The 22,511-nt window shown below is 63.4% G+C and carries 27 protein-coding genes and 4 tRNA genes; 25 read left to right on the plus strand and 6 right to left on the minus strand.

Annotation, left to right across the window (positions count from 1 at the left end; all coding sequences use genetic code 11):
- Position 1 precedes the first annotated feature (1 nt).
- Positions 2-361 carry a hypothetical protein gene (locus A0W34_RS08410; RefSeq protein ID WP_003942018.1) on the plus strand — a complete coding sequence of 120 codons (360 nt, stop codon included), beginning with the start codon at positions 2-4 and terminating at the stop codon, positions 359-361.
- A 97-nt stretch (positions 362-458) separates the two neighbouring features.
- Here A0W34_RS08410 and A0W34_RS08415 read toward each other — a convergent pair whose 3' ends face one another.
- Both A0W34_RS08415 and A0W34_RS08420 read right to left on the minus strand, forming a co-directional pair.
- Positions 459-848, minus strand: a complete 390-nt coding sequence (locus tag A0W34_RS08415) for a VOC family protein (RefSeq protein WP_003941917.1) — start codon at positions 846-848, stop codon at positions 459-461.
- 28 nt (positions 849-876) lie between these two features.
- Positions 877-1,770 (minus strand): 1,4-dihydroxy-2-naphthoyl-CoA synthase, encoded by an 894-nt coding sequence (locus A0W34_RS08420; RefSeq protein ID WP_024487301.1) that lies wholly within the window; start codon positions 1,768-1,770, stop codon positions 877-879.
- Between the two features lie 83 nt (positions 1,771-1,853).
- On the opposite strand from A0W34_RS08420, the gene A0W34_RS08425 reads away from it, so the two are divergent.
- The 3 genes from A0W34_RS08425 to A0W34_RS08435 are packed head-to-tail and all read left to right on the plus strand — an operon-like array spanning position 1,854 to position 3,990.
- Positions 1,854-2,498, plus strand: a complete 645-nt coding sequence (locus A0W34_RS08425; RefSeq protein ID WP_037129937.1) for a PaaI family thioesterase — start codon at positions 1,854-1,856, stop codon at positions 2,496-2,498.
- Position 2,499: 1 nt separating this feature from the next.
- Positions 2,500-3,495: an o-succinylbenzoate synthase gene (locus tag A0W34_RS08430; protein ID WP_054187820.1), complete on the plus strand. Its 996-nt coding sequence runs from the start codon at positions 2,500-2,502 to the stop codon at positions 3,493-3,495.
- Positions 3,496-3,543: 48 nt separating this feature from the next.
- Entirely contained in the window at positions 3,544-3,990 is a 447-nt protein-coding gene (locus A0W34_RS08435; RefSeq protein WP_003941973.1) for a DUF6918 family protein, read from the plus strand.
- 66 nt (positions 3,991-4,056) lie between these two features.
- Here the strand turns inward: A0W34_RS08435 and A0W34_RS08440 are convergent, their stop codons facing one another.
- A complete protein-coding gene (locus A0W34_RS08440; protein ID WP_076948849.1) occupies positions 4,057-4,884 on the minus strand; it encodes a siderophore-interacting protein in 828 nt (275 codons plus the stop codon).
- A 58-nt stretch (positions 4,885-4,942) separates the two neighbouring features.
- A complete protein-coding gene (locus A0W34_RS08445; RefSeq protein ID WP_054187848.1) occupies positions 4,943-5,545 on the minus strand; it encodes a flavin reductase family protein in 603 nt (200 codons plus the stop codon).
- Between the two features lie 68 nt (positions 5,546-5,613).
- Here A0W34_RS08445 and menD point away from each other — a divergent pair, with 68 nt between their 5' ends.
- The 4 genes from menD (at position 5,614) to A0W34_RS08465 (ending at position 9,617) form a co-directional block, all read left to right on the plus strand.
- Entirely contained in the window at positions 5,614-7,227 is a 1,614-nt protein-coding gene (gene menD / locus A0W34_RS08450; protein WP_003942063.1) for a 2-succinyl-5-enolpyruvyl-6-hydroxy-3-cyclohexene-1-carboxylic-acid synthase, read from the plus strand.
- On the plus strand, positions 7,224-7,667 hold the full coding sequence (locus A0W34_RS08455) for a DUF3592 domain-containing protein (RefSeq protein ID WP_007728471.1): 444 nt from the start codon (positions 7,224-7,226) through the stop codon (positions 7,665-7,667). Before menD ends, A0W34_RS08455 begins: the two co-directional genes overlap by 4 nt.
- 68 nt (positions 7,668-7,735) lie before the next feature.
- Positions 7,736-8,881 carry a glycosyltransferase family 4 protein gene (locus A0W34_RS08460; protein ID WP_197494315.1) on the plus strand — a complete coding sequence of 382 codons (1,146 nt, stop codon included), beginning with the start codon at positions 7,736-7,738 and terminating at the stop codon, positions 8,879-8,881.
- Positions 8,882-8,918: 37 nt separating this feature from the next.
- Positions 8,919-9,617 carry a demethylmenaquinone methyltransferase gene (locus A0W34_RS08465; RefSeq protein WP_003941879.1) on the plus strand — a complete coding sequence of 233 codons (699 nt, stop codon included), beginning with the start codon at positions 8,919-8,921 and terminating at the stop codon, positions 9,615-9,617.
- Between the two features lie 55 nt (positions 9,618-9,672).
- Here the strand turns inward: A0W34_RS08465 and A0W34_RS08470 are convergent, their stop codons facing one another.
- Positions 9,673-10,935 (minus strand): geranylgeranyl reductase family protein, encoded by a 1,263-nt coding sequence (locus tag A0W34_RS08470; protein WP_371684349.1) that lies wholly within the window; start codon positions 10,933-10,935, stop codon positions 9,673-9,675.
- Positions 10,936-11,039: 104 nt separating this feature from the next.
- Between A0W34_RS08470 and A0W34_RS08475 the strand changes: the two genes are divergently transcribed.
- Positions 11,040-12,089, plus strand: coding sequence for a polyprenyl synthetase family protein (locus tag A0W34_RS08475; RefSeq protein ID WP_037129929.1), 1,050 nt, complete (start codon positions 11,040-11,042; stop codon positions 12,087-12,089).
- Positions 12,090-12,242: 153 nt separating this feature from the next.
- Entirely contained in the window at positions 12,243-13,106 is an 864-nt protein-coding gene (gene htpX / locus A0W34_RS08480; protein WP_081558768.1) for a zinc metalloprotease HtpX, read from the plus strand.
- Positions 13,107-13,177: 71 nt separating this feature from the next.
- Here the strand turns inward: htpX and A0W34_RS08485 are convergent, their stop codons facing one another.
- On the minus strand, positions 13,178-13,669 hold the full coding sequence (locus tag A0W34_RS08485; protein ID WP_003941854.1) for a YajQ family cyclic di-GMP-binding protein: 492 nt from the start codon (positions 13,667-13,669) through the stop codon (positions 13,178-13,180).
- Positions 13,670-13,893: 224 nt separating this feature from the next.
- Between A0W34_RS08485 and A0W34_RS08490 the strand changes: the two genes are divergently transcribed.
- The 15 genes from A0W34_RS08490 to A0W34_RS08560 all read left to right on the plus strand — a co-directional run bounded on the left by A0W34_RS08490 (position 13,894) and on the right by A0W34_RS08560 (position 22,505).
- A tRNA-Tyr gene (locus A0W34_RS08490) sits at positions 13,894-13,976 on the plus strand.
- A 330-nt stretch (positions 13,977-14,306) separates the two neighbouring features.
- Positions 14,307-14,379, plus strand: a tRNA-Thr gene (locus tag A0W34_RS08495).
- A 45-nt stretch (positions 14,380-14,424) separates the two neighbouring features.
- Positions 14,425-14,497 (plus strand) — tRNA-Met (locus A0W34_RS08500).
- Between the two features lie 61 nt (positions 14,498-14,558).
- Complete coding sequence (gene rpmG, locus A0W34_RS08505; RefSeq protein ID WP_003941903.1) at positions 14,559-14,726, plus strand: 50S ribosomal protein L33; 168 nt, start codon at positions 14,559-14,561, stop codon at positions 14,724-14,726.
- Between the two features lie 86 nt (positions 14,727-14,812).
- A complete protein-coding gene (gene hadA / locus A0W34_RS08510) occupies positions 14,813-15,367 on the plus strand; it encodes a (3R)-hydroxyacyl-ACP dehydratase subunit HadA (protein WP_007728457.1) in 555 nt (184 codons plus the stop codon).
- Positions 15,354-15,779: a (3R)-hydroxyacyl-ACP dehydratase subunit HadB gene (hadB, locus tag A0W34_RS08515; protein ID WP_003941909.1), complete on the plus strand. Its 426-nt coding sequence runs from the start codon at positions 15,354-15,356 to the stop codon at positions 15,777-15,779. Before hadA ends, hadB begins: the two co-directional genes overlap by 14 nt.
- A gap of 173 nt (positions 15,780-15,952) precedes the next feature.
- Positions 15,953-16,025 (plus strand) — tRNA-Trp (locus A0W34_RS08520).
- A gap of 31 nt (positions 16,026-16,056) precedes the next feature.
- On the plus strand, positions 16,057-16,560 hold the full coding sequence (gene secE, locus A0W34_RS08525; RefSeq protein ID WP_007728455.1) for a preprotein translocase subunit SecE: 504 nt from the start codon (positions 16,057-16,059) through the stop codon (positions 16,558-16,560).
- An 84-nt stretch (positions 16,561-16,644) separates the two neighbouring features.
- Positions 16,645-17,481 (plus strand): transcription termination/antitermination protein NusG, encoded by an 837-nt coding sequence (nusG, locus tag A0W34_RS08530; RefSeq protein WP_003942049.1) that lies wholly within the window; start codon positions 16,645-16,647, stop codon positions 17,479-17,481.
- A gap of 66 nt (positions 17,482-17,547) precedes the next feature.
- Positions 17,548-17,982, plus strand: coding sequence for a 50S ribosomal protein L11 (rplK, locus tag A0W34_RS08535; RefSeq protein WP_003941896.1), 435 nt, complete (start codon positions 17,548-17,550; stop codon positions 17,980-17,982).
- Between the two features lie 109 nt (positions 17,983-18,091).
- The gene (gene rplA, locus A0W34_RS08540) at positions 18,092-18,811 is read left to right on the plus strand and encodes a 50S ribosomal protein L1 (protein ID WP_081557564.1); all 720 of its coding nucleotides are present in this window, start codon (positions 18,092-18,094) and stop codon (positions 18,809-18,811) included.
- Between the two features lie 151 nt (positions 18,812-18,962).
- Complete coding sequence (locus tag A0W34_RS08545) at positions 18,963-19,655, plus strand: hypothetical protein (RefSeq protein WP_081557565.1); 693 nt, start codon at positions 18,963-18,965, stop codon at positions 19,653-19,655.
- 419 nt (positions 19,656-20,074) lie between these two features.
- A complete protein-coding gene (gene rplJ / locus A0W34_RS08550) occupies positions 20,075-20,659 on the plus strand; it encodes a 50S ribosomal protein L10 (RefSeq protein ID WP_003942074.1) in 585 nt (194 codons plus the stop codon).
- A gap of 78 nt (positions 20,660-20,737) precedes the next feature.
- Positions 20,738-21,124, plus strand: a complete 387-nt coding sequence (gene rplL / locus A0W34_RS08555) for a 50S ribosomal protein L7/L12 (protein ID WP_003941857.1) — start codon at positions 20,738-20,740, stop codon at positions 21,122-21,124.
- Positions 21,125-21,383: 259 nt separating this feature from the next.
- Entirely contained in the window at positions 21,384-22,505 is a 1,122-nt protein-coding gene (locus tag A0W34_RS08560) for an ABC transporter ATP-binding protein (RefSeq protein WP_007728450.1), read from the plus strand.
- Positions 22,506-22,511: the final 6 nt, after the last annotated feature.

Here is a 22,511-nt window from a genome sequence, read left to right on the forward strand (position 1 = left end):
GATGACTACTCTCGCCGAAGATCGCCGTGAGGAATTCAAGAAGAACATCGCAGAGTTGAAGCTGGACAAGAAGCAGGCAGGCGGCGACGCGGCGACGCGCATCGCGGGCCTGGTGCTCATGGTCGTCGGAGTGGTCGGCGCCTTCGTCGTCTACATCTCTTCGCTGACGCTCTCGGACCTGCGGGATCTGGTGTCGTACCAGATCCTCACCGTGGTTTTCCTCGCCCTGACAGTGGTCGGTGCCGCTCTCTTCCTGGCCGCATCGGTGGCAAAGGTGCTGCGGCTGTGGCTGGTTCGCCAACTGCTCGAGGGCCAGGCCCAGACAGATCAGATCTCGCAGGCGTTGAGCACGCGCAACTGATCTTTGTGAAGAACCGAACGATGCCCGCCACGAAAGTCGTGGCGGGCATCTGTCATTGCTCGGCTACAGCGGTGTCTCGGCTACAGCGGTGTCTCGACTACGCGGACGGTGGCCGGGAATCGCGTCGGATGGGATGGTCCTCCGGGATCTGCACCATCACGATCGGTGTCCCGTCCGGGTCGGCGATCCACATCTCGTGTAGACCCCACGGTTCCTGTCTTGCCTCGCGCGCGATCTTGACCCCGGCGAGAACCAGTTCGGTCTGAACGGCAGTGAGGTCCCGGACCTGCAGCCAGATCGCGCCGCGAAAGCCGCCCTCGCCGGTGCCGCCGTGCGCAGCGACTTCGATCAGACCTTGGCCGGCGAAGAAGACTGTGCCGCCGGGATATTCACGAGCGATCGCCAGACCGAGGGTGTCTCGGTAGAAGCTCAGCGTTCGTTCGTACTCGCTCGGGCGCAATATCGTCCGACTGCTCAGAATCTCCACGTCCGACCTCCCTCTCGCACCTACTGTGTCAGAAATACCAGGGATATGGTGACCAGTCGGGATCACGCTTTTCGAGGAACGAGTCACGACCCTCGACGGCCTCGTCGGTCATGTACGCCAAACGTGTTGCCTCACCGGCGAACAGCTGCTGGCCGACCAACCCGTCGTCCTGCAGGTTGAACGCGTACTTGAGCATCCGCTGTGCCTGCGGCGACTTGCCGTTGATCTTGCCGGCCCAGTCGATCGCGACGTTTTCGAGTTCAGCGTGGTCGACAACTTTGTTGACCGCGCCCATCTGATGCATTTCCTCGGCGGTGTACGTCTCACCCAGGAAGAAGATCTCGCGAGCGAACTTCTGGCCCACCATCTTTGCCAGATAGGCGCTGCCGTAGCCGCCGTCGAAGCTTCCGACGTCGGCGTCGGTCTGCTTGAACCGTGCGTGCTCGCGGCTGGCGAGCGTCAGGTCGCACACCACGTGCAGGCTGTGGCCGCCGCCCGCAGCCCAGCCGTTGACCAGGCAGATCACGACCTTCGGCATGAAGCGGATCAAGCGCTGGACCTCGAGGATGTGCAGGCGCCCGGCGCGTGCTTTGTCGACGGTGTCCGCCGTTTCACCTTCGGCGTACTGGTAGCCGCTGCGACCACGGATGCGCTGGTCTCCGCCGGAGCAGAACGCCCAACCGCCGTCCTTCTCGCTCGGTCCGTTGCCGGTCAGGAGCACCGCTCCCACGTCGGAGGTCATCCGGGCGTGATCGAGCGCGCGGTACAACTCGTCGACGGTGTGCGGGCGGAACGCATTACGCACTTCCGGTCGGTCGAAGGCGACGCGAACGGTGCCTTGGCTGACATGCCGGTGGTAGGTGATGTCGGTGAGGTTCTCGAATCCGGGGACAGGGCGCCAGAGCTGCGGGTTGAAGGTCACCTGAGCCACGATAGAGGCACGGCTCGCGCGTCTAACGGATACCTGAGGTAGAACACGTTCCCGGGCGCGCTAACGTGCAGGTCATGAGCGAACAAACCGCAGACGGCACGGAGATCGTCACAGACGGTGAGAAGCGGGGCGGATTTCCACGGTTCCGGCACACTCCCGCAGGTCCGGACTTCGGCCGCTTCGTCGAAGCGATGCGCAGGTTGCAGGACCTTGCCGTCTCGACCAATGTTCCCGACGACGTACTCGCAGACATCGCTACGCAAGCCGAAGAGCTTGCCGATCGGTTGACTCCGTACGAGGTCCCGGAAGGCAAGTCGCCCGCAGGCTCGAACATCCAACTGCCCGGACGCGGCAGCCTCCTCATGCTCCCGTGGATGGTCGAGAAGTTCGACACCGAAGGAGTCCGCAGTACCGGCGTCTTCCGCCGCTACCACCTGGGCGGTAACGGCGCCGCTCACGGCGGTGTCCTGCCCTTGCTGTTCGACGACGTCTTCGGGATGACGGTCCACGCGGGTGGCCGTCCGATCTCCCGCACCGGCTACCTCCACATCAATTACCGCGCGATCACTCCGCTCAATCAACAACTGGTGATCGAGGGGCAGGTGGATCGGGTCGAGGGTCGCAAGACTTTTGTCAGCGCGCGCCTGACCGATCTCGACGGCAAGCTCCTCGCCGACGGTGAGGCGCTCATGATCGAACTGCTTCCGGGACAGCCCTGACATGTTCCCCTCGTTCGACGATCTGATCGCGGACGCCGTGGTGCTCGCGCTGCCGATGCGAGTTCGCTTTCGCGGCATCACGACTCGTGAGGCCCTGCTCGTTCGCGGCCCGGCCGGGTGGGGAGAATTCGCCCCGTTCGTCGAGTACGACGACGACGAGGCGTCGCAGTGGCTGCTCGCGGGTATCGAAGCGGCGTGGCTGGGTCCGCCGCCTGCGCTTCGTGACGCAGTTCCCGTCAACGCGACCGTGCCGGCGATCGACGCGTCTGCCGTTCCGGAATTGCTGGAGCGCTTCCCCGGGGCCCGGACAGCCAAGGTCAAGGTCGCCGAGAAGGGACAGTCGCTGGCGCAGGACGTCGCCCGGGTGAACGAGGTGCGTCGGCACATCCCGAACGTGCGCGTCGACGCCAACGGCGGGTGGAGCGTGGACGAGGCGATCACGGCCTTGCGAGCGATCACCGATGACGGTGAACTCGAATACGCCGAGCAGCCGTGTGCAAGCGTCGAGGAACTGGTCAGGGTCCGCGCCGCGGGGACCGGTGTGCGGATCGCTGCCGACGAGAGCATTCGCCGTGCCGAGGACCCGCTGCGCGTCGTACGAGCGGGGGGAGCGGACGTCGCCGTCGTGAAGGTGCCGCCGCTGGGCGGAATGCGTGCTGTGGTGGCGCTGTCGGCGCAGCTGGCGGACTACGGGGTGCCGGTGGTGGTCTCGAGCGCTCTGGACACGGCTGTGGGGATGTCCGCGGGACTGGCGGCCGCGGCAGCCTTGCCCACCCTTCCGTTTGCCTGCGGACTCGGTACCGGCGGCCTGTTCGTCCGGGATGTCGCGGTCACCGGGGCAGCTGTCGACGGTGCTTTGTCGGTGGGTGCCGTCGAGCCTGATCCGGTTCTGCTCGAGACGCTGGCCGCGCCCGCGGACCGGCGCGACTGGTGGTTGGAGAGGGCCAGGCGCTGCCATCGGATACTCGGCAGTAGGGACCAGCCGAATTTCGTATAGTCTCGGGCGCGACCTGATGAACATCAGTGAAGAATGAAGGGATCGAAAGTGGTTGCAGCTCTGAACGAAACCCTGCTCGAGGAATCACGGGTTCCCGCGGTCGTCGCGGACGTGCAGACCTTGATCGACGCAGAGGTTTCGGATAAGTCGGGGGCCTCAGGGCTGGCTCTCAAGGGTGGCTACGGCGCGGTCAAGAAGGTGAGCCCGTCCATCGTGCCGGACGCCGTCACCGCGCTTCTGCCGGCTTTCGTGGCAAAGCTCGAGCCGTACTGGCAGGAATTCTCGGCTTCCGGTGAAGGCAGCTTCGCCGATTTCATCAGCGCCCGCGGTGACGCGGTTGCCGATTCCCTCCTCGAGGTGACGGACGAGCGTATCGAAGGTAGCGACAAGGCCGTCGTCAAGTCGATGTACTCGAAGCTGCGCGGTTCGGCGAAGAAGCATGTGACTGCAGCTCTGCCGCGTCTGGGCGATGTGATCCAGAAGCACGCTGCATAAGCGAACGTAAAACGACGAGTGGCCCGGGAGTTTCTCCCGGGCCACTCGTCGTGTTCGGTGCGTTTGTCAGTGAGCCGAATGTCCGTGGCGCCAGAAGCCGGTGAAGGTGATGTCGGTTTTGGCGAACTTCCGGTCGTTCACGAGGTGCCGACGCAGCCCGGTGGTGAGTGCCTGTTCGCCGGCGACAAAGGTGTACGACGGCCCCTCGGGCAGTTCGGCGGCGCGGACGATCTCGAGGGTCAGAACACCCGGCGTCGCGTGTTCGTCCTCGCGAACGAGCCAATGCACGTTGACGTTCGCCAACTCCGGAATGTCTTGCTTGTCTTCGATGTTCGGAATCTCGACGAAGACCTCGGCACGCAGGTCTGCGGGTGCGGATTCCAGAATGCCGATGATCGCGGGAAGTGCACTCTCGTCGCCGACGAGCAGTTGCCACTTGGCCTCGGGTGTGGGGTTGTAGATGCAGCCTTCGTCCAAGAGGGCGACCTCGTCGCCGGCCGACGCGGTGTCCGCCCACGCGGATGCCGGGCCGATGTCGCCGTGATAAGCGAAGTCGATGTCGATCTCCGTGGTCTCGCCGAAGAGACCGGATCCGGCGGCACGGTAGGCGCGAATCGTGTAGTTGCGCACGACGGGCCGCGTGTCCTTGGACATCAACAGGTACTGCGCATACCAGAGATTGCTGGCCGCGCTCGGCAACCGGAGTTCACTCTGGCCGACCTGCGGGATGAACATGCGGAACCACTGATCGGCACCCATCGGAGCGATGGTGGACAGCTCTTCGCCGGCAATGGTCACCCGGATGAAGCTGGGGCTGATTCGTTTGTTCGCCACGACCTGCGCCGACACGATGCTGCGTGAGGCCGGTTTCACGAACTTGGCGCGCTTGGCCATGACTGGTTGCTCCCTGATTATCTGTTACTCGTACCTAATCAGGTAACCCTAACCTGATTTACGGTCGCTGTGGAGTGGTGGGTCTGTCCTTTTCGACGACTTCGGGAGGAAGACCCCACTGCGCTCGGCCAAGTCGGCTCATCGGTGCGATTGCCGCGAAGTCCGGTAGGCCGTCGTCGGCGACAGCCTCGGGACGTACTGCGACCGCGACCACATTTCCCATCACGACAAATGAATTACCGACCTCGACGACCTGGTGGAGCGTGCATTCGATGGCGATCGGGGAGTCGGCGACCCGGACGGGGCGAACCCGCTCGCTCGGCTCGCTACGGATGTTCAACTCGAGAAACTCGTCGGCCTCGGCGTCGTAGAAGGCGGAACTCTGGTTCACCACGTCGGCAAGCCTGGCAGTCGCCAGGTTGATCACGAATTCGCCGGTCGCTTCGATGTTGCGCAGACTGTCCTTGCGGCCGACCGACGTGAACTGCACGATCGGCGGCGCCGAACTTGCCACGGTGAAAAAGCTGTACGGAGCCAGATTGCCGACGCCGTCCGCCGACAGGGTGGACACCCAGGCAATCGGCCGGGGGACCACCGAAGCGGTGAGTAACTGATAGAACCGACGGGGTTCGAGCTCGGCTGGATCGAAGAGTGTGCGCACCCACACATAATGCCGCTGTCCCCGCCCCTGGGCATGCTTGCGCCCGAACATCTGACACTCTTGAAGGCGTGAATCCGTCCACTGCACAAGCCACAGCCGTCGTCGACGAACTGGTTCGTGGTGGCGTGCGTGAAGTCGTGCTGTGTCCAGGCTCTCGCAACGCGCCCCTCGCATTTGCCCTCCAGGCTGCCGATCTCGACGGCCGGTTGCGTCTGCACATGCGGATCGACGAGCGGACAGCAGGCTTTCTGGCACTCGGACTGGCAATCGCCGGGAAACGACCGGTCCCCATCGTGATGACTTCCGGGACCGCCGTCGCGAATCTCGGACCCGCTGTCCTCGAGGCCAACTACGCGCGAGTGCCGCTGGTGGTCCTGAGCGCCAACCGGCCGTACGAGATGCTCGGCACCGGCGCCAACCAGACCGTCGAGCAACTCGGGCTCTTCGGCAGTCAAGTCCGCGCAACCATCAGCCTGGGCCTGGCGGAGGACGATTCGACGCAGAACAGCCAGTGGCGCTCGGCGGTCTGCCGGGTCCTCGCCGCTGCCCGCGGAACCCGATCCGGAAACGCGGGTCCGGTGCACTTCGACATTCCACTTCGTGAGCCGCTGGTGCCGGACGTGCACGTGCAGGGACCGGTCCCGGAGGGCCGTCCCGGCGGTGCGGCCTGGACCACCACCCAGAATGCGACGCTCGACGTTCCCGTCGATCTGGATCTCACCGCAGATACGGTGGTCATTTCCGGACACGGTAGTGCGCTTCGGCCTGAGCTGGCCGGCCTGCCGACGGTGGCCGAGCCGACGGCTCCGATGCACGGGATCGCACTGCATCCACTCGCGCTCTCGCAACTCAAGCCCAAGCAGGCGATCATCACCGGCCGCCCGACGTTGCATCGTCAGGTCTCGAAGGTGCTGGCCGACCCGGGCGTCGACGTCTACGCGCTGACTACCGGGCCGCGCTGGCCGGACGTATCCGGCAACGTACTCGCCACCGGAACCAGGGCAGTGGTCACCGGGACTCCCGATCCCGCCTGGATCGCTCGATGCGCCGCGCTGACCGAACACGCCGAAACTGCCGTCCGCAAGCAACTCGACGCCCACCCCAAGGCCACCGGCCTGCACGTGGCCGCTGCTGTGATGGATGCTCTCGCGGACGGCGACCAGCTTCTGCTCGGCGCATCCAACCCTGTTCGCGACGCGGCACTCGTGAGCTACCCCAAGCCCGCCGTACGGGTGCTGTCGAATCGCGGCGTCGCAGGTATCGACGGCACCGTCTCGGCGGCGGTGGGCGCCGCGTTGGCGTACGAGGGCGGCAGGACCGTCGCTCTCATGGGCGACCTGACATTCCTGCACGACGCTTCCGGGCTGCTGATCGGGACCGGTGAGCCGAGGCCGAGCGACCTCACCATCGTCGTCGCCAACGACGACGGCGGCGGTATCTTCGAGCTCCTCGAACAAGGCGACCCGCAGTACGCCGGCGTCTTCGAGCGAGTGTTCGGAACACCACACGGCATGGACCTCGCTGCGCTGTGCGCGGCCTACCGCGTGCCCCACGCAGCGGTCACCGTCGACGCCCTGGCAACGACGCTGGCGCAACCGGCCAACGGCATTCGTGTGCTCGAGGTCGCGACGGATCGCAGTGGGCTGCGCGAACTCCACGCTTCCGTGCGGGCACAGCTGTGACGCAAACGGTTCTGCGTCGTCTCCGCATCGGCGTACTGGTGGTTGCGGTCGGCATTTCCGTGCTCGCGGTGATCCTGGTTCTCGGTGCCTGGCGCAACGATCGGACCATCGAATCGAACATGGGGACCGCAACTGCCGAGGTGCTCTCGGCAGGCTCGCTACGTTCGGCGATCAGCTTCGTGACACCGGACGGCGCCAACCACAACCCTGAACTCGGCGTGCTCTACCCCACCAATCTGACTGTGGGACAACGCATCGAGGTGGAGTACTCCAAAGCCGACCCTGATTTGGTCCGGGTAGCGGGACGCAACGCGACGGTGGCGCTGATCCCGGCAGGATCGGTGATCGTCGTGACGTGGCTCCTGGCTGGACCGTCGATCTGGTACCTGCGCAAGCGGGAAGCGCAGGCGGCAAGTTCGGCGCCGGTCGCCTCGAGTTAGTTCGCGCTTCGCCCGAACTTCACACGAACATGACGTGGACTTTTCCTGGCCCTGTCACCGTTCTCGGTGTGAGAGTAGCCATCGTTGCGGAGTCATTCCTGCCCAACATGAACGGCGTCACCAACTCGGTACTACGCGTGCTCGAACACCTCGATCGCACTGGCCACGACGCCATGGTCATTGCGCCGGACACCGTCGGATCCGACACCTCTGCCGCCACCGAACACGAAGGCGTTCAGGTGGTTCGGGTGCCAGCCGTCATGGTGCCCAAAGTCAGTTCACTTCCCGTCGGCCTGCCGCAACCACGATTGACCACGGCCGTGCGGACCTTCGCGCCCGACGTCGTCCATCTGGCGTCACCGTTCCTGCTCGGCGCCGGGGGAGTGGCCGTCGCGAAGCGGCTCGGGATCCCGACCGTCGCGGTCTACCAGACCGACGTCGCCGGATTTGCCGAAAGCTACGGTCTCGGCGTCACCAGCCGCGCCGCGTGGGCGTGGACCCGTCGAATCCACAAGAGCTGCAACAGGACACTCGCGCCCTCCACGTCGGCAGTCGACGCCCTCGAAGAGCACGGCATTCCGCGCGTGCACCGATGGGCCCGCGGCGTCGACGCACAACGATTCGCGCCTTCGCGTCGTAGCTCGGTGTTGCGGCAGTCCTGGATCGGCGACAGCGACCGGTTGGTGGTCGGCTTCGTCGGTCGCCTCGCGCCCGAAAAGCACGTCGAACGATTGGCGGCCCTGGCCGGCGATCCCAGTGTGCAGATCGTGATTGTCGGAGACGGCCCGGACCGCGAGAACCTACGACGACTGATGCCGGACGCGATCTTCACCGGACAACTCGGCGGTACCGCGCTGGCCGACGCCTATGCGAGCCTGGACGTATTCGTTCACCCCGGCGAGCACGAGACCTTCTGCCAGGCGGTCCAGGAAGCCCTCGCGAGCGGTGTGCCTGTCGTCGGACCGGACGCCGGCGGACCACGTGACCTGATCTCGCATTGCCGCAACGGCTACCTCCTGCCGACGGACAGGTTCACCGAACTCCTGCCAAGCGCCGTCGACGCACTTCGTCAGCGTGATCTGCGGGTGCAGTTCGGCTCCGCGGCGAGGCGCTCGGTGCTGCACCGGACCTGGCCGGCAATCTGCGAAGAGTTGCTCCGTCACTACGAGGACGTGCAGGGCCTCGGGCGGCGAACGGGTGCCAGAGCAGCCTGAACGCCCTCGCTGCCCGAGGGTTGGTAGCGTTTCGGGTGTGGCCACTACACACGGAACCCGAGCAACTCTCGAGAAGCAACCGCACGAAGTCGCGTCGATGTTCGACGACGTCGCGGAGCGATACGACCTCACCAACACCGTGCTGTCCTTCGGCCAGGACAAGGGTTGGCGCAAGGCCACCCGCGAAGCCCTCGATCTGAAGCCGGGCGAGAAGGTGCTCGACCTCGCCGCCGGAACCGGAGTCTCGACCGTCGAACTGGGGCGCTCCGGTGCCTGGTGCGTCGCCACCGACTTCTCCAAGGGCATGCTCAAGGCCGGAATCTCGCGCAAAGTTCCGATGGTCGCAGGTGACGCGATGTACCTGCCCTATGCCGACAACGTGTTCGACGCCGCGACGATTTCCTTCGGCCTGCGCAACGTCTCCGACTTCGAAGCCGGACTGCGTGAGATCGCCCGCGTCACCAAGCCGGGCGGACGTCTCGTCGTCAGCGAGTTCTCGACGCCCGTCTTCGGGCCCTTCCGCACGGTCTACATGGAGTACCTGATGAAGGCGCTCCCGCAGGTCGCACGCACCGTCAGCAGCAACCCCGACGCCTACGTGTACCTCGCCGAATCGATCCGTGCCTGGCCGACCCAGGAAGAGTTGGCCCGCAAGATCGAGGCTGCCGGGTGGAAGAACGTCAAGTGGCGCAACCTCACCGGCGGCATCGTGGCGCTGCATTACGCCACTGCCTGAACTGCTGTGCGCCTTTATCAACCCCCGGCGGTTAATAAAGGCGCACAGCACTTGCTCAACCGAACAGCGGTCGGGAGTCGATCTTTCTCGACGCGGCCCCCGACGCCCGCCAGGCCTTCGCCGTCAGATCGGCGTCGGCGTCGGTGACGAGGTTCCCCATCACCCGAACGGCGACCGTCATCAGTGCCCGTGAGCGCATCGCGATCGGACCCGACGCGGGCAGGAACTGCGGAACCGTCAGCAGGCCTGCGAGCCGGCGCGCGACCGAGAACGCCTGCCCGTAGTGCTCCCGAAGCACGGTCGGCCACAGCTCCGTCAGATCGTCGGCGCCGAGCTGTTCGACCACCAGACGTCCGCCTTCGAGGCCGTAGTCGATGCCCTCACCGTTGAGCGGGTTCACACACGCTGCGGCGTCGCCGATCACGGCCCAGTTGCGTCCGGCGATGTTGGAAACTGCTCCACCCATGGGTAGCAAAGCCGAAGCGACGGAATGTATTTCGCTGCTCCACTGCCACTCGCTTCGGCGCTGATCGGTGTAGAGGTCGAGCAAGGGTCGCAGGGCACCTGGAGCCGGGCGCTTGGACGTCGCCAGTGTCCCGACGCCGATGTTCACCTCGCCGGTGCCGAGCGGGAAGATCCAGCCGTACCCCGCCTGCAACGTGCCCTCCGCGTCCCGCAGTTCCAGATGCGAGGTGATCCACGGGTCGGCGCTGCGCGGCGTAGCGACGTACGCGCGTGCCGCGACGCCGTACGCGGTGTCCCGGTGCCACTGCCGTCCCAGCTTCTTGCCGAGCGTCGAGCGAACGCCGTCGGCGATGATCAGCGTCCGGCAACGAAGAGTGCTTCGTCCCGAGGGGCCGGCGAGTACGACGGCGGCTACTCGATCACCGTCGAGTTCGACGTCGACGGCCTTGGTGCCCTCGACCATGACCGCGCCCGATTCGACGGCGCACCGGCGAATGGCGTCGTCGAGTTCGGTCCGGGGGATGGCGCTGCCGATCGGCGGGAACGACGTCCCCGGCCACTCGAGTTCGAGTTCTTGTCCGAAGCCGGACAACCGTAGTCCCTTGTTCGTCGTGTGTGACCGAACCCACTCGCCGAGGCCGAGGAGATCCAGTTCGGCCACGGCGCGCGGAGTGAGTCCATCACCACAAGTCTTGTCTCGCGGGAAGACGGCAGCGTCCACCAGCACGACGTCTCGGCCGCTGCGGGCGGCCCACGCCGCGGCCGAAGAACCCGCGGGACCTGCGCCGATGACCACAATGTCGGTTTCGTTCGGAAGCGAATCGACGACGGGGGACTGCTCTTCTACGGACACACTCACATCTTCCCAGGCTCGCGATCGCCACCGTGGCGAGGCCGTCCCGAGTGCGAACCGCTAGGTTCACTACCGTGGGAACCGAGCCGTCACTGACGACAGGAATGGGTACTGACATCGTGAGCACCGAAAAGACTGCTGCCGACGCAACCGCATCGAGCACCGTCGTTGCAGGCATCGACCTGGGCGACGAACAGCTCGCCGCAGTAGTGCGTGGTGGACTCTCCGATGTCGAAGAGTTGTTGGTCAGCGAGCTGTCCGACGGAGAAGACTTCCTCACCGAGGCTGCGCTGCATCTCGCGCGAGCTGGTGGAAAGCGCTTCCGTCCGTTGTTCACGATCCTGACCGCGCAACTCGGACCGGTGCCGAACGATCCGTCGATCATCACCGCAGCGACTGTCACCGAACTCGTTCACCTGGCGACGCTCTATCACGACGACGTCATGGACGAGGCGTCCATGCGGCGCGGAGCACCCAGCGCCAACGCCCGCTGGGGAAACAGCGTCGCGATCCTGGCCGGCGACTATCTGTTCGCGCACGCATCACGACTGGTGTCGACGCTCGGACCCGAGGCCGTTCGGATCATCGCCGAAACATTCGCCGAACTGGTCACCGGCCAGATGCGCGAGACGATCGGTGTCAAGAAGGAGCAGGATCCGGTCGAGCACTACCTCAAGGTCGTGTGGGAGAAGACCGGTTCGCTGATCGCTGCTTCGGGACGCTTCGGCGGCACCTTCTCCGGCGCCGACGCAGCTCACATCGAGCGCCTCGAGCGCCTGGGTGACGCCGTCGGCACCGCGTTCCAGATCTCCGACGACATCATCGACATCTCGTCCGTCTCGGCGCAGTCCGGCAAGACGCCCGGCACCGACCTGCGCGAGGGAGTCCACACCCTGCCCGTCCTGTACGCGTTCCGCGAAGAAGGGGCCGACGCAGATCGCCTGCGGGAGCTTCTCGCGGGCCCGGTTACCGAAGATGCCCTGGTGGAAGAGGCCCTCGAACTGCTCGAGCGTTCGCCGGGCATGGTCAAGGCGAAGGCAAAGCTCGGCGAGTATGCCGTCGCGGCGAAAGCTCAGTTGGCTGAGCTCCCGCAGGGACCGGCCAACGAAGCGCTCGTGCGTCTCGTCGATTACACGATCGAACGAGTCGGCTGACACCTCGGCGAATCGGGGCTACCGGGTGGAAACCCCGACAGTCACTGGGTGGGAACCCTGATGCCCCTGTCCTTCGTTGACTGAACAGAACCGGTGCATACACCGGGGAGTTCGGGTGAGCCTTCGGCTCCAGCGAGGCAAGAGGTGAGCGGTTTGCACGGCTACGCGAACGGTGCGAAGACATTCGGCTTGTTGGTGGGGATGTCGGCGCTGATCGTCTTCATCGGCTCGCTGTTCAACAGCCCGTTCCTTCTGTGGGGATCCGTTCTGTTTGCCGTCGGCATGAATGCCTACGTGTACTTCAACAGCGACAAGCTGGCGCTTCGATCGATGCGCGCCCAGCCCATCACCGAGGTCGAGGCACCGGCGATCTACCGGATCGTGCGCGAACTCGCCACGATGGCGCACCAACCGATGCCCAGGCTGTACGTCAGCCCCACGAACGCCCCGAACGCGTTTGCCACCGGTCGTAGCCCTCGGCATGCCGCGGTGTGCGTGACCAGCGGCATCATGCAGATTCTGAACGAACGCGAACTGCGTGCCGTGCTCGGGCACGAACTCTCCCACGTCTACAACCGGGACATTTTGATCTCGTCCGTGGCCGGCGCGATGGCCAGCGTCATCTCTGGCCTGGCCAACTTCGCGATGTACGCGAGCATCTTCGGCGGCCGAGGGAACGGGCAGGGAAGCAATCCGATCGCGCTGCTGCTCGTCTCCCTGCTGGGACCGATCGCGGCAACCGTGGTCAAGCTGGCCGTTTCGCGCTCTCGCGAGTACCAGGCGGATCAATCGGGAGCCGAGCTCACCGGTGACCCGCTGGCGTTGGCGTCGGCGCTGCGCAAGCTCGAGTCGGGCGTCGCAGCCGCGCCGTTGCCGCCTGAGCCCAAGCTCGCGGCGCAGTCCCACCTGATGATCGCCAACCCCTTCAGGGCGGGGGACAAGGTCAGCAAGCTGTTCTCGACGCATCCGCCCATGGCGGACCGGATCGAGCGTTTGGAGAAGATGGCGGGGATGTAGGGGCCTTCGGCCCCTGTGAGCCTTTCTGGTCGTCGGAACTACCAAAAAGGCGCACAGGGGCGCAGCCCCTGCTACCGGTAGTTCACGAACTGCAGGGCGATCCCGAAGTCCTCACCCTTGAGCAGGGAGATGACGCCCTGGAGGTCGTCGCGCTTCTTGCTGCTCACACGAAGTTCCTCACCCTGGATCTGCGCCTTGACGCCCTTGGGGCCCTCGTCGCGAATCTTCTTGGTGATCTTCTTCGCGTTCTCGCTGCTGATGCCCTGGACCAAGGTTCCGGACAGCTTGTAGATCTTTCCGGACTGCGCCGGCTCGCCGGCATCGAATGCCTTCAGCGAGATGTCACGACGGATCAACTTCTCCTTGAACACGTCGAGGGCGGCCAGCAGTCGCTCCTCGGTGTCGGCGTTCAACGTGATCGTCTCTTCACCAGACCACTCGATCGACGCTCCCGTGTTTCGGAAGTCGAAACGCGTGGTCAACTCCTTGGCAGCCTGATGCAGGGCGTTGTCCACCTCTTGACGGTCAACCTTGCTCACCACGTCGAAGGACGAATCAGCCACTTCACACTCCCGCTTTCCGGTAGTTCACGAACATCGAGTTCCGCCCACCTTCCATACCGGTGGACACCTCGACGTTATCGGGTCGGCACCGCCCGTTACCACCCGGTTTGCAAAATGGGGGTGTGTTCGTTGTATTCTTCTCACCGCACCGAGGAAGCCGTTTTCGGCCGCCGCACGTCGCGATATACTTGCGAATGCGCCGGATCGAAGCCTGGTGCAAGCACGGCAGATTGCCCGAGCGGCCAATGGGAGCGGACTGTAAATCCGTCGGCTTATGCCTACGTAGGTTCGAATCCTACATCTGCCACACCAAGTCAGCCCCGATTCTCTTCGCGAGAGTCGGGGCTGACTTTTTTGTGCGTGTACCGAGGTCGAGCGCGCGTTGGCGACGCAGGCGCCGGCTTCGGCTCAGGGGTGTCGGGGGCTCAGGGGCCTCGGGATGGGCACCGGGGGATGGTTTCAGGGGGAGTGCAGGGTCGAGCTGGTTCCCGCAAAGCCCTCGCCAGCGGCCCCGATCGGTGCAACAATGGGCTCCGGCACCATTTTTGCCCCGATGACCAGCGGATTTGGTGCTGGCGCTCGTTCGTGTGTAATCTTTCGGAGGCTTCAAGAGAGCGGCAACGCACTCCTGAGCCACGCCCCCTTAGCTCAGTCGGTAGAGCGTTTCCATGGTAAGGAAAAGGTCAACGGTTCGATTCCGTTAGGGGGCTCGCTGGATTGTGGTGCCGTGCTTTCCGCGCGACACTCGACACCGAGGCGGTGTAGCTCAGTTGGTAGAGCAAACGACTCATAATCGTTGCGTCGCCGGTTCAAGTCCGGTCACCGCTACACAATATGCATGATCCACCCTGATTGCTCGTAATCAGATACACCCGAAAGAAGGCATCCCGTGGCCTCCTCGACCGACGTTCGGCCCAAGATCACCTTGGCCTGCGAGGTATGCAAGCACCGCAACTACATCACCAAGAAGAATCGGCGCAACGACCCCGATCGCCTGGAGCTCAAGAAGTTCTGCCCCAACTGCGGAACCCACCAGTCGCATCGCGAGTCGAAGTAGTAAGTCCTTAACAGGACGACGATTTTCGCGGAAGACCCTCTCTGGGCCTGCGTCTTCGGGTCCTAGCTAGAAGAGAGTCTCACCGCGTGACAGATTTGCAAGAGAACCAGGCAGCGGCCGAGGTCCCTACGGACCCGGCCGCTCATGCCGTCCAGATGGTCGGTCACCACTATCGTGTCGAAGACTTCTACGAGGTCGGACGCGAGAAGGTACGCGAGTTCGCTCGCGCCGTCCAGGACGCCCATCCCGCGCACTACGACGAGACGGCAGCCAAGGGCCTCGGATATGACGGCCTGATCGCTCCCATCACGTTCGTCGCCATCGTGGGTGCCATCGCTCAGCGACGTCTGTTCGAAGAGATCGTCACAGGCTACGACCTGAGTCAGATTCTTCAGACCGATCAGCGCTTGGTGCTGCACAAGCCCATGCAGGTCGGTGACCGACTCTTCTGCGACGTCTTCCTGGATTCGTTCAGGCAGGCCGCAGGTAGCGACATCATCGTGACCAAGAACATCATCACCGATCAGAACGACGAAGCCGTCGTCACCACGTGGACGACGCTTGTTGCTCGAACGGGTGGGGAAGTGGACGAGAACATCGCCCACGCAGTCAAGGACGTGATGATGCATGTCGCTTCGTAAATTTTCCGACGTGAGTGTCGGCGAACTTCTCCCCGAGAAGTCCGTCACCCTGACGCGTGGAAACCTCGCCAACTACGCGGGTGTTTCGGGAGATCCCAATCCGATTCACTTCAGTGACGAGGTCGCACGACTTGCCGGCTTGCCGGACGTCGTCGCGCACGGCATGCTCTCCATGGGCATCGGTGCCGGCTACGTCACCGAATGGCTGGGAGATCCGGGCGCAGTGACCGAGTACAACGTACGGTTCACGAGCCCGGTGATCGTGGCAGCCGACAAGGCTGCCGAGATCGAGTTCACCGCCAAGGTGAAGTCGATCGACGAAGAAAGCAAGACCGCAGTACTGGCAATTGTGGCCAAGTCCGAAGGTAAGAAGATCTTCGGTCGTGCCACTGCCACGGTCCGTCTAGCCTGATCGCAGGGCGGATTGTGTTTGTTCCGGGGCTTTGAAGTACACTGAGATTTCTGGGATTCCTCAGCGCTGCGCGCTGCCCTGAATGTTGCAAGACATTCACCTCGGGTAGCGCGTATGTTGTGTGATCGCAGAACGGTTGATTCAGGCAGGGTCTACCTGTCGAGGTCAACCAAAGGGGCGTAGCTCAACTGGCAGAGCAGCGGTCTCCAAAACCGCAGGTTGCAGGTTCAAGTCCTGTCGCCCCTGCCCCCGGATGCCAGCGACTGAGAGGAACGACGTGAGCGAGGAGCGCGCCAAGCGCGACGCCGACACTTCGGATGCGGAGACTTCACCGTCTGCCGATTCGACCGGTGTCGACGACACTGCAGCTGACGCGACTACGCGTTCCGATCTTTCGTTGGACAAGGACGGTGCCGAAAAGGCTCCCTCCGCATCCACTGGGGTTTCCAACAAGCCGACCGGCAAGCGCGCTGCACGCGGCGCCTCGGTCAGCGCGTCCACCGTGAAGACTCCGGCCCGGACGGCATCCCGGACATCTTCGGCCAAGCCGACTGCAACGAACCCCGGCAAGAAGCCCAAGGCGAAGAAGGACAACATCTTCAAGCGCCTGCGCAAATTCTTCCGCGAGGTCATCGCAGAACTCCGTAAGGTCATCTGGCCGAACCGCAAGCAGATGATCACCTACACCAGCGTCGTGCTGACGTTCGTGGTCTTCATGGTCGCTTTCATCAGCGGCGTCGATATCGCTGTGATCAAGGGTGTCACCTGGCTGTTCGGCTGATCGCCGTAGCAGTCGGGCGTCTTTGCCTGCGAGCGCGACAAGACCCGACCCGGGTCCGAGTAACGAGAGGAAGCGAGTGCCCCAGTGAGCACCCCCGAGAACGACACGAATGAGGCTTTGGCCGAAGAGCGTGTTTCTGCCGAGGCGGCAGCCGAAGTAGACGTCGTGGTTGCCGAAGGCACCGATGCAGACGTTGCCGAAGGCACTGATGCAGACGCTGCAGCGACCGAGGACGTCATCTCCGACGATGCCGAGAACTCCGACGAGGCCGCTCCCGCCGCCGAGCTCGAGGTCGAGGATCCCGTTGCCGAACTCAAGGCTGCGCTGCGCCGCGCCCCGGGTGACTGGTACGTCATCCACTCGTACGCCGGTTACGAGAACAAGGTCAAGACCAACCTCGAGACTCGCGTTCAGAACCTCGATGTCGGCGACTACATCTTCCAGGTGGAAGTTCCCACCGAAGAGGTCACCGAGATCAAGAACGGCCAGCGCAAGCAGGTCAACCGCAAGGTTCTGCCCGGATACATCCTTGTTCGCATGGAGCTCAACGACGAGTCGTGGGGCGCCGTGCGCAACACGCCTGGTGTCACCGGTTTTGTCGGTGCTACGTCGCGTCCCTCGCCGCTGACCCTCAACGAGGTCGTCAAGTTCCTGCTCCCGCAGCAGGAGCAGAAGAAGCAGCAGGCTGCAGCGGCCGCCGTCGCAGCAGGCGAGGCACCGTCCGAGTCCTTCGGCAAGCCCCTCATCGAGGTCGACTTCGAGGTCGGCGAGTCGGTCACCGTCATGGACGGCCCGTTCGCAACCCTTCCGGCCAGCATCAGCGAGGTCAACGGCGAGCAGCAGAAGCTCAAGGTTCTCGTGTCGATCTTCGGTCGTGAAACCCCGGTTGAGCTCAACTTCAACCAGGTCGCGAAGATCTGACCACCCCAAAACTTGCAATTTGTTCGACGCAAGACACACACCCAAGCTAGAAACTAGGAACTAGAGATGCCCCCAAAGAAGAAGAAGCTCGCCGGGCTCATCAAGCTGCAGATCCAGGCAGGTCAGGCTAACCCTGCACCTCCCGTGGGTCCCGCGCTCGGTCAGCACGGCGTGAACATCATGGAGTTCTGCAAGGCCTACAACGCGGCGACTGAGTCCCAGCGCGGCAACGTTGTGCCGGTCGAGATCTCGGTCTACGAAGACCGGACCTTCGATTTCAAGCTGAAGACCCCTCCCGCCGCCAAGCTGCTCCTCAAGGCAGCCGGCGTCGCCAAGGGCTCCGGCGAACCGCACAAGACCAAGGTTGCCTCGGTGACCATGGATCAGGTGCGCGAAATCGCGAAGACCAAGGCTGAAGACCTCAATGCCAATGACATCGAGCAGGCCGCGAAGATCATCGCCGGCACCGCTCGTTCCATGGGCATCACGGTCCAGGGCTGATAGTCCGCTCCACAGCATTACGTGGGAGGGCCGGCCAGGCCCCGACCACAACTGAACCATTCACCACTGCACAGGTAATTCGCTGCAGTGACAAGTAAGGACAGAACAAATGGCAAAGCGCAGCAAGGCGTACCTCGCCGCCGCTGAGAAGATCGACGCAGACAAGCTCTACAGCCCGCTTCAGGCTGCAAAGCTCGCCAAGGAGACGTCGTCCACCAAGATGGATGCAACCGTTGAGGTTGCAGTTCGTCTGGGCGTCGACCCCCGTAAGGCTGACCAGATGGTCCGCGGAACGGTCAACCTGCCCCACGGCACCGGTAAGACCGCTCGCGTCATCGTGTTCGCTGTTGGCGAGAAGGCAGCAGAAGCCGAGGCTGCAGGCGCTGACGTAGTCGGTGTAGAAGACCTGATCGAGCGCATCCAGGGTGGATGGGTCGATTTCGACGCCGCAATCGCGACTCCTGATCAGATGGCCAAGGTCGGCCGCATCGCCCGTGTCCTCGGACCGCGTGGCCTGATGCCGAACCCGAAGACGGGCACCGTCACGGCGGATGTCACCAAGGCTGTCAACGACATCAAGGGCGGAAAGATCAACTTCCGCGTCGACAAGCAGGCCAACCTGCACTTCGTCATCGGCAAGGCATCGTTCGACGATGAGAAGCTGGTGGAGAACTACGGCGCAGCCCTGGACGAGATCCTGCGTGCGAAGCCCTCGTCGGCCAAGGGCCGCTACGTGAAGAAGATCACGGTCTCGACGACCACCGGTCCGGGCATCCCGGTGGATCCGAACCGTACTCGCAACCTCCTCGAGGATGCTGCAGACGCGTAAGCAGTCCGCATACGAACAAGAAGGCCGGCAGGGATCACTCCCTGCCGGCCTTCTTGTCGTTTCGGGAGAGGGTGATCCCTGCCGGTGGTATCGGTCCAACGGTGGTATCGGTCCAACGGTGGTATCGATCTAACGGTGGCATCATCGGGGTATGCACGAAGCGTTCCAGTTCCTCGGAAACTTTTGGTGGCTGATCTTCGTTTTCGGCGGCACCATCGGTGGGGCGCTGAAGGGTGTCGCGGTTGCCAACGAAAGGCGGATCGAGCGCCGGCAAGAGCGCTTCCGGCTCAAGCAGCAGACCAAGGTCGCCATCGCGCAAGCCAACGCACAACATCACGCCGACGAAGAAACACAGCGCCGAGAGCTGGCCAAGGCAATCGAGCAGCACGATGCGGTCGACGCCCGATGGTTCTCGTACGAACTCGATCCGGTCACACTGCTCGACACCCCGATGATGACGGACATGCGCGAGCCTTTGACCGCCGATTTTCATCGAGCCAAATATCGTGCCGATCTGCTTCGCCCAGGCAATCCGGAGACGATGATCGGCAACCAGCAGGCACAAACCGAGTACCGCGAGGCGGTGCACGCTTACTCGATCGCCTTCGAAATCGCGGAAGCTGAGGCGAAGCGCCGCCGACGGAGCGGATTCACCCTCGACGAACAAGAACGCCTGGTAAGGGCGCAACGTCTGCTGCGACTGGCCATGGACGAGGGCGCGACGCCACAGGAACGTCAGAGTGCGTACCGGAAGGCCCACAAGGAACTCGATGGATTGCTGGTGTTGCCGGACCGAGCTCGGGCAGCAATCGAACACAAGATCGCCGGGGCTATCGGTGCTTGAAGGAATCGGGTGCGTGACGAACCCGATTTGGTTGTGCAGCGAGCAGTCAGGTAGTCTTCGAGGCGGAGTTCAGTGCTGGATATGAACTTCACCCCAAAATCATGTTCTACCCAAGACCGTTGGTGATTGCACTCAGTGATGGGTGTGGTTGAAAGTCCGGGAGTGCCCGGCGGCCCACGTAGGTGAACGAGGTAGGGGGATAGCTTGATGTAGTGGTTCTACAGTTTGCCTGGTTATGCACTGCCTCGCTTTGCATCGTTACGCTGATTCGTAAGCCTCTTCTTCATGTTTCCTCTGTACGCCCCGTGCGCTTGCGCCGGGGCGTTTTGCATGTCGCGGACTGTGTCTTCTCGGGTTCACCCCGATGAGGTGCAGCGGTTCCTGAGTGGGACAACGACTGTCACGAGAGGAGGCGAAGTATGGCAAAGCCTGAGAAGGTTTCCGCAGTTGCGGAAATCACCGAGCAGTTCAAGGGTTCGACCGCCGCTGTGGTCACGGAATACCGTGGCCTTTCGGTTGGCAACATCACGACACTGCGACGCGCTCTCGGAGAAGGTGCCACCTACTCCGTCGCCAAGAACACCCTGGTCAAGCGTGCCGCCGCAGAGGCTGGCATCGAGGGCCTTGATGACCTGTTCGTTGGTCCGACCGCCATTGCATTCATCAAGGGCGAACCGGTCGACGCTGCGAAGGCTCTGAAGAACTTCGCTAAGGACAACAAGGCGCTCATCATCAAGGGCGGCTACATGGACGGCGCTGCGCTGTCCGTGGAAGAGGTCAACAAGATCGCGGATCTCGAATCCCGCGAAATCCTGTTGGCAAAGCTTGCCGGCGCGATGAAGGGCAACTTGGCAAAGGCCGCAGGCCTGTTCAATGCTCCCGCTTCGCAGATGGCCCGTCTGGCCGCTGCCCTGCAGGAGAAGAAGGCTGCAGAAGGCGGAGCCGCAGAGGCCCCCGCAGAGGCTGCCACCGAGGCTCCGGCCGAGGCCGAAGCCGAAAGCTGATCCGCACCCGCGCATCACTGCTATAACCCCGCCCGGTCGCGGATCAGCGACATGGGACTTACAGGAAGGACCGCCACAATGGCGAAGCTCAGCACCGAAGAGTTGTTGGACCAGTTCAAGGAGCTCACCCTCCTCGAGCTCTCGGAGTTCGTTAAGGCATTCGAGGAGACCTTCGAGGTCACCGCTGCTGCTCCCGTCGCCGTCGCCGCTGCAGGCGCACCGGCTGCCGGCGCAGAAGCTGCTGAAGAGCAGGACGAGTTCGACGTCGTCCTCGAGTCGGCTGGCGACAAGAAGATCCAGGTCATCAAGGTCGTCCGTGAGGTCGTTTCCGGCCTCGGCCTGAAGGAAGCCAAGGACCTCGTCGAGAGCGCTCCGAAGGCCATCCTCGAGAAGGTTGCCAAGGACGCCGCAGAGGCTGCCAAGGAAAAGCTCGAAGCTGCCGGCGCAAAGATCGTCATCAAGTAAGACGGTTTTCCCGCTGCTCTTCGCGAGTAGTAACGAAGAGGGCCACTCCCCACGGGGAGTGGCCCTCTTTTTTTGAACTTTTTTCGCGGGTGATATGCCGGAATTCATGCAGGTGGGAGGGGTGTCCGAACTAGGCTGTGATCTGAATTATGCTTCTTCTCTACTCGTTAGTAGTATTCGCAGTCACGGGTACCACTCCCATGCGATAGAGTGACCCAACCCACACGGGTGCATGCATGCAACGGACGTCGCGGAGGTAATGGTGGGAGTCGAGGTAGCGGTACAAGGACTGACAAAGTCTTTCGGGTCGCAGAGGATTTGGCAGGACGTGTCGTTGACACTTCCCGCGGGTGAGGTCAGCGCACTGCTCGGGCCTTCGGGTACCGGTAAGTCGGTGTTCCTGAAGTCCCTGATCGGACTGCTCCGCCCTGAACAAGGCTCCATCGTCATCGACGGCACGGACATCCTGCAGTGCTCCTCCAAGGAGCTCTACGAGATCCGCAAGCTGTTCGGCGTTCTCTTCCAGGACGGCGCACTGTTCGGCTCGATGAACTTGTACGACAACATCGCCTTCCCGCTTCGTGAGCACACCAAGAAGTCGGAATCCGATATCCGCAAGATCGTGATGGAGAAGTTGGACCTCACGGGTCTGGTCGGCGCCGAGGACAAGCTTCCCGGTGAGATCTCCGGCGGTATGCGCAAGCGTGCCGGTCTGGCGCGTGCACTCGTTCTCGATCCCGAGATCATCCTCGTCGACGAGCCCGACTCCGGTCTGGATCCGGTGCGTACGACGTACATCAGCCAAACGCTGATCGACATCAACGCCCAGTCGGACGCGACGATTCTGATCGTCTCGCACAACATCAACCTCGCACGCACGGTGCCGGACAACATCGGCATGCTCTTCCGTCGTCAGTTGGTGATGTTCGGTCCTCGTGAGGTGCTGCTCACCTCGGACGAGCCCGTCGTCAAGCAGTTCCTCAACGGAACGATGATCGGTCCGATCGGTATGTCGGAGGAGAAGGACGAGGCTCAGATGGCGCACGAGCAGGCGCTCGTCGACGCCGGTCACCACGCCGGTGGTGTCGACGACGTCGAGGGCATCGTGCCGCAGATGAAGGCCACCCCCGGAAACCCGGAGCGTCAGGCTGTTCGTCGTCGCCAGGAGCGCGTCCGTCAGATCATGCACACCCTCCCAGCTAACGCACAGGCGGCGATTCAGGACAGCCTCGACGAGGTTGACGGAACTGGGCAGTACGATCCCCAGTACGCCGAAGCGAGCGGCTATCAGGGGGAGTGGAACGACAACTCGCAAGACACGCAGGTCATTCCTGCATACGAGGGCGATCCCTACGGAAACACGACACACGGGCAAGGGTAGGCATAT

The sequence above is a fragment of the Rhodococcus sp. BH4 genome (genome assembly GCF_002079265.1).
GTDB lineage: Bacteria > Actinomycetota > Actinomycetes > Mycobacteriales > Mycobacteriaceae > Rhodococcus_F > Rhodococcus_F qingshengii.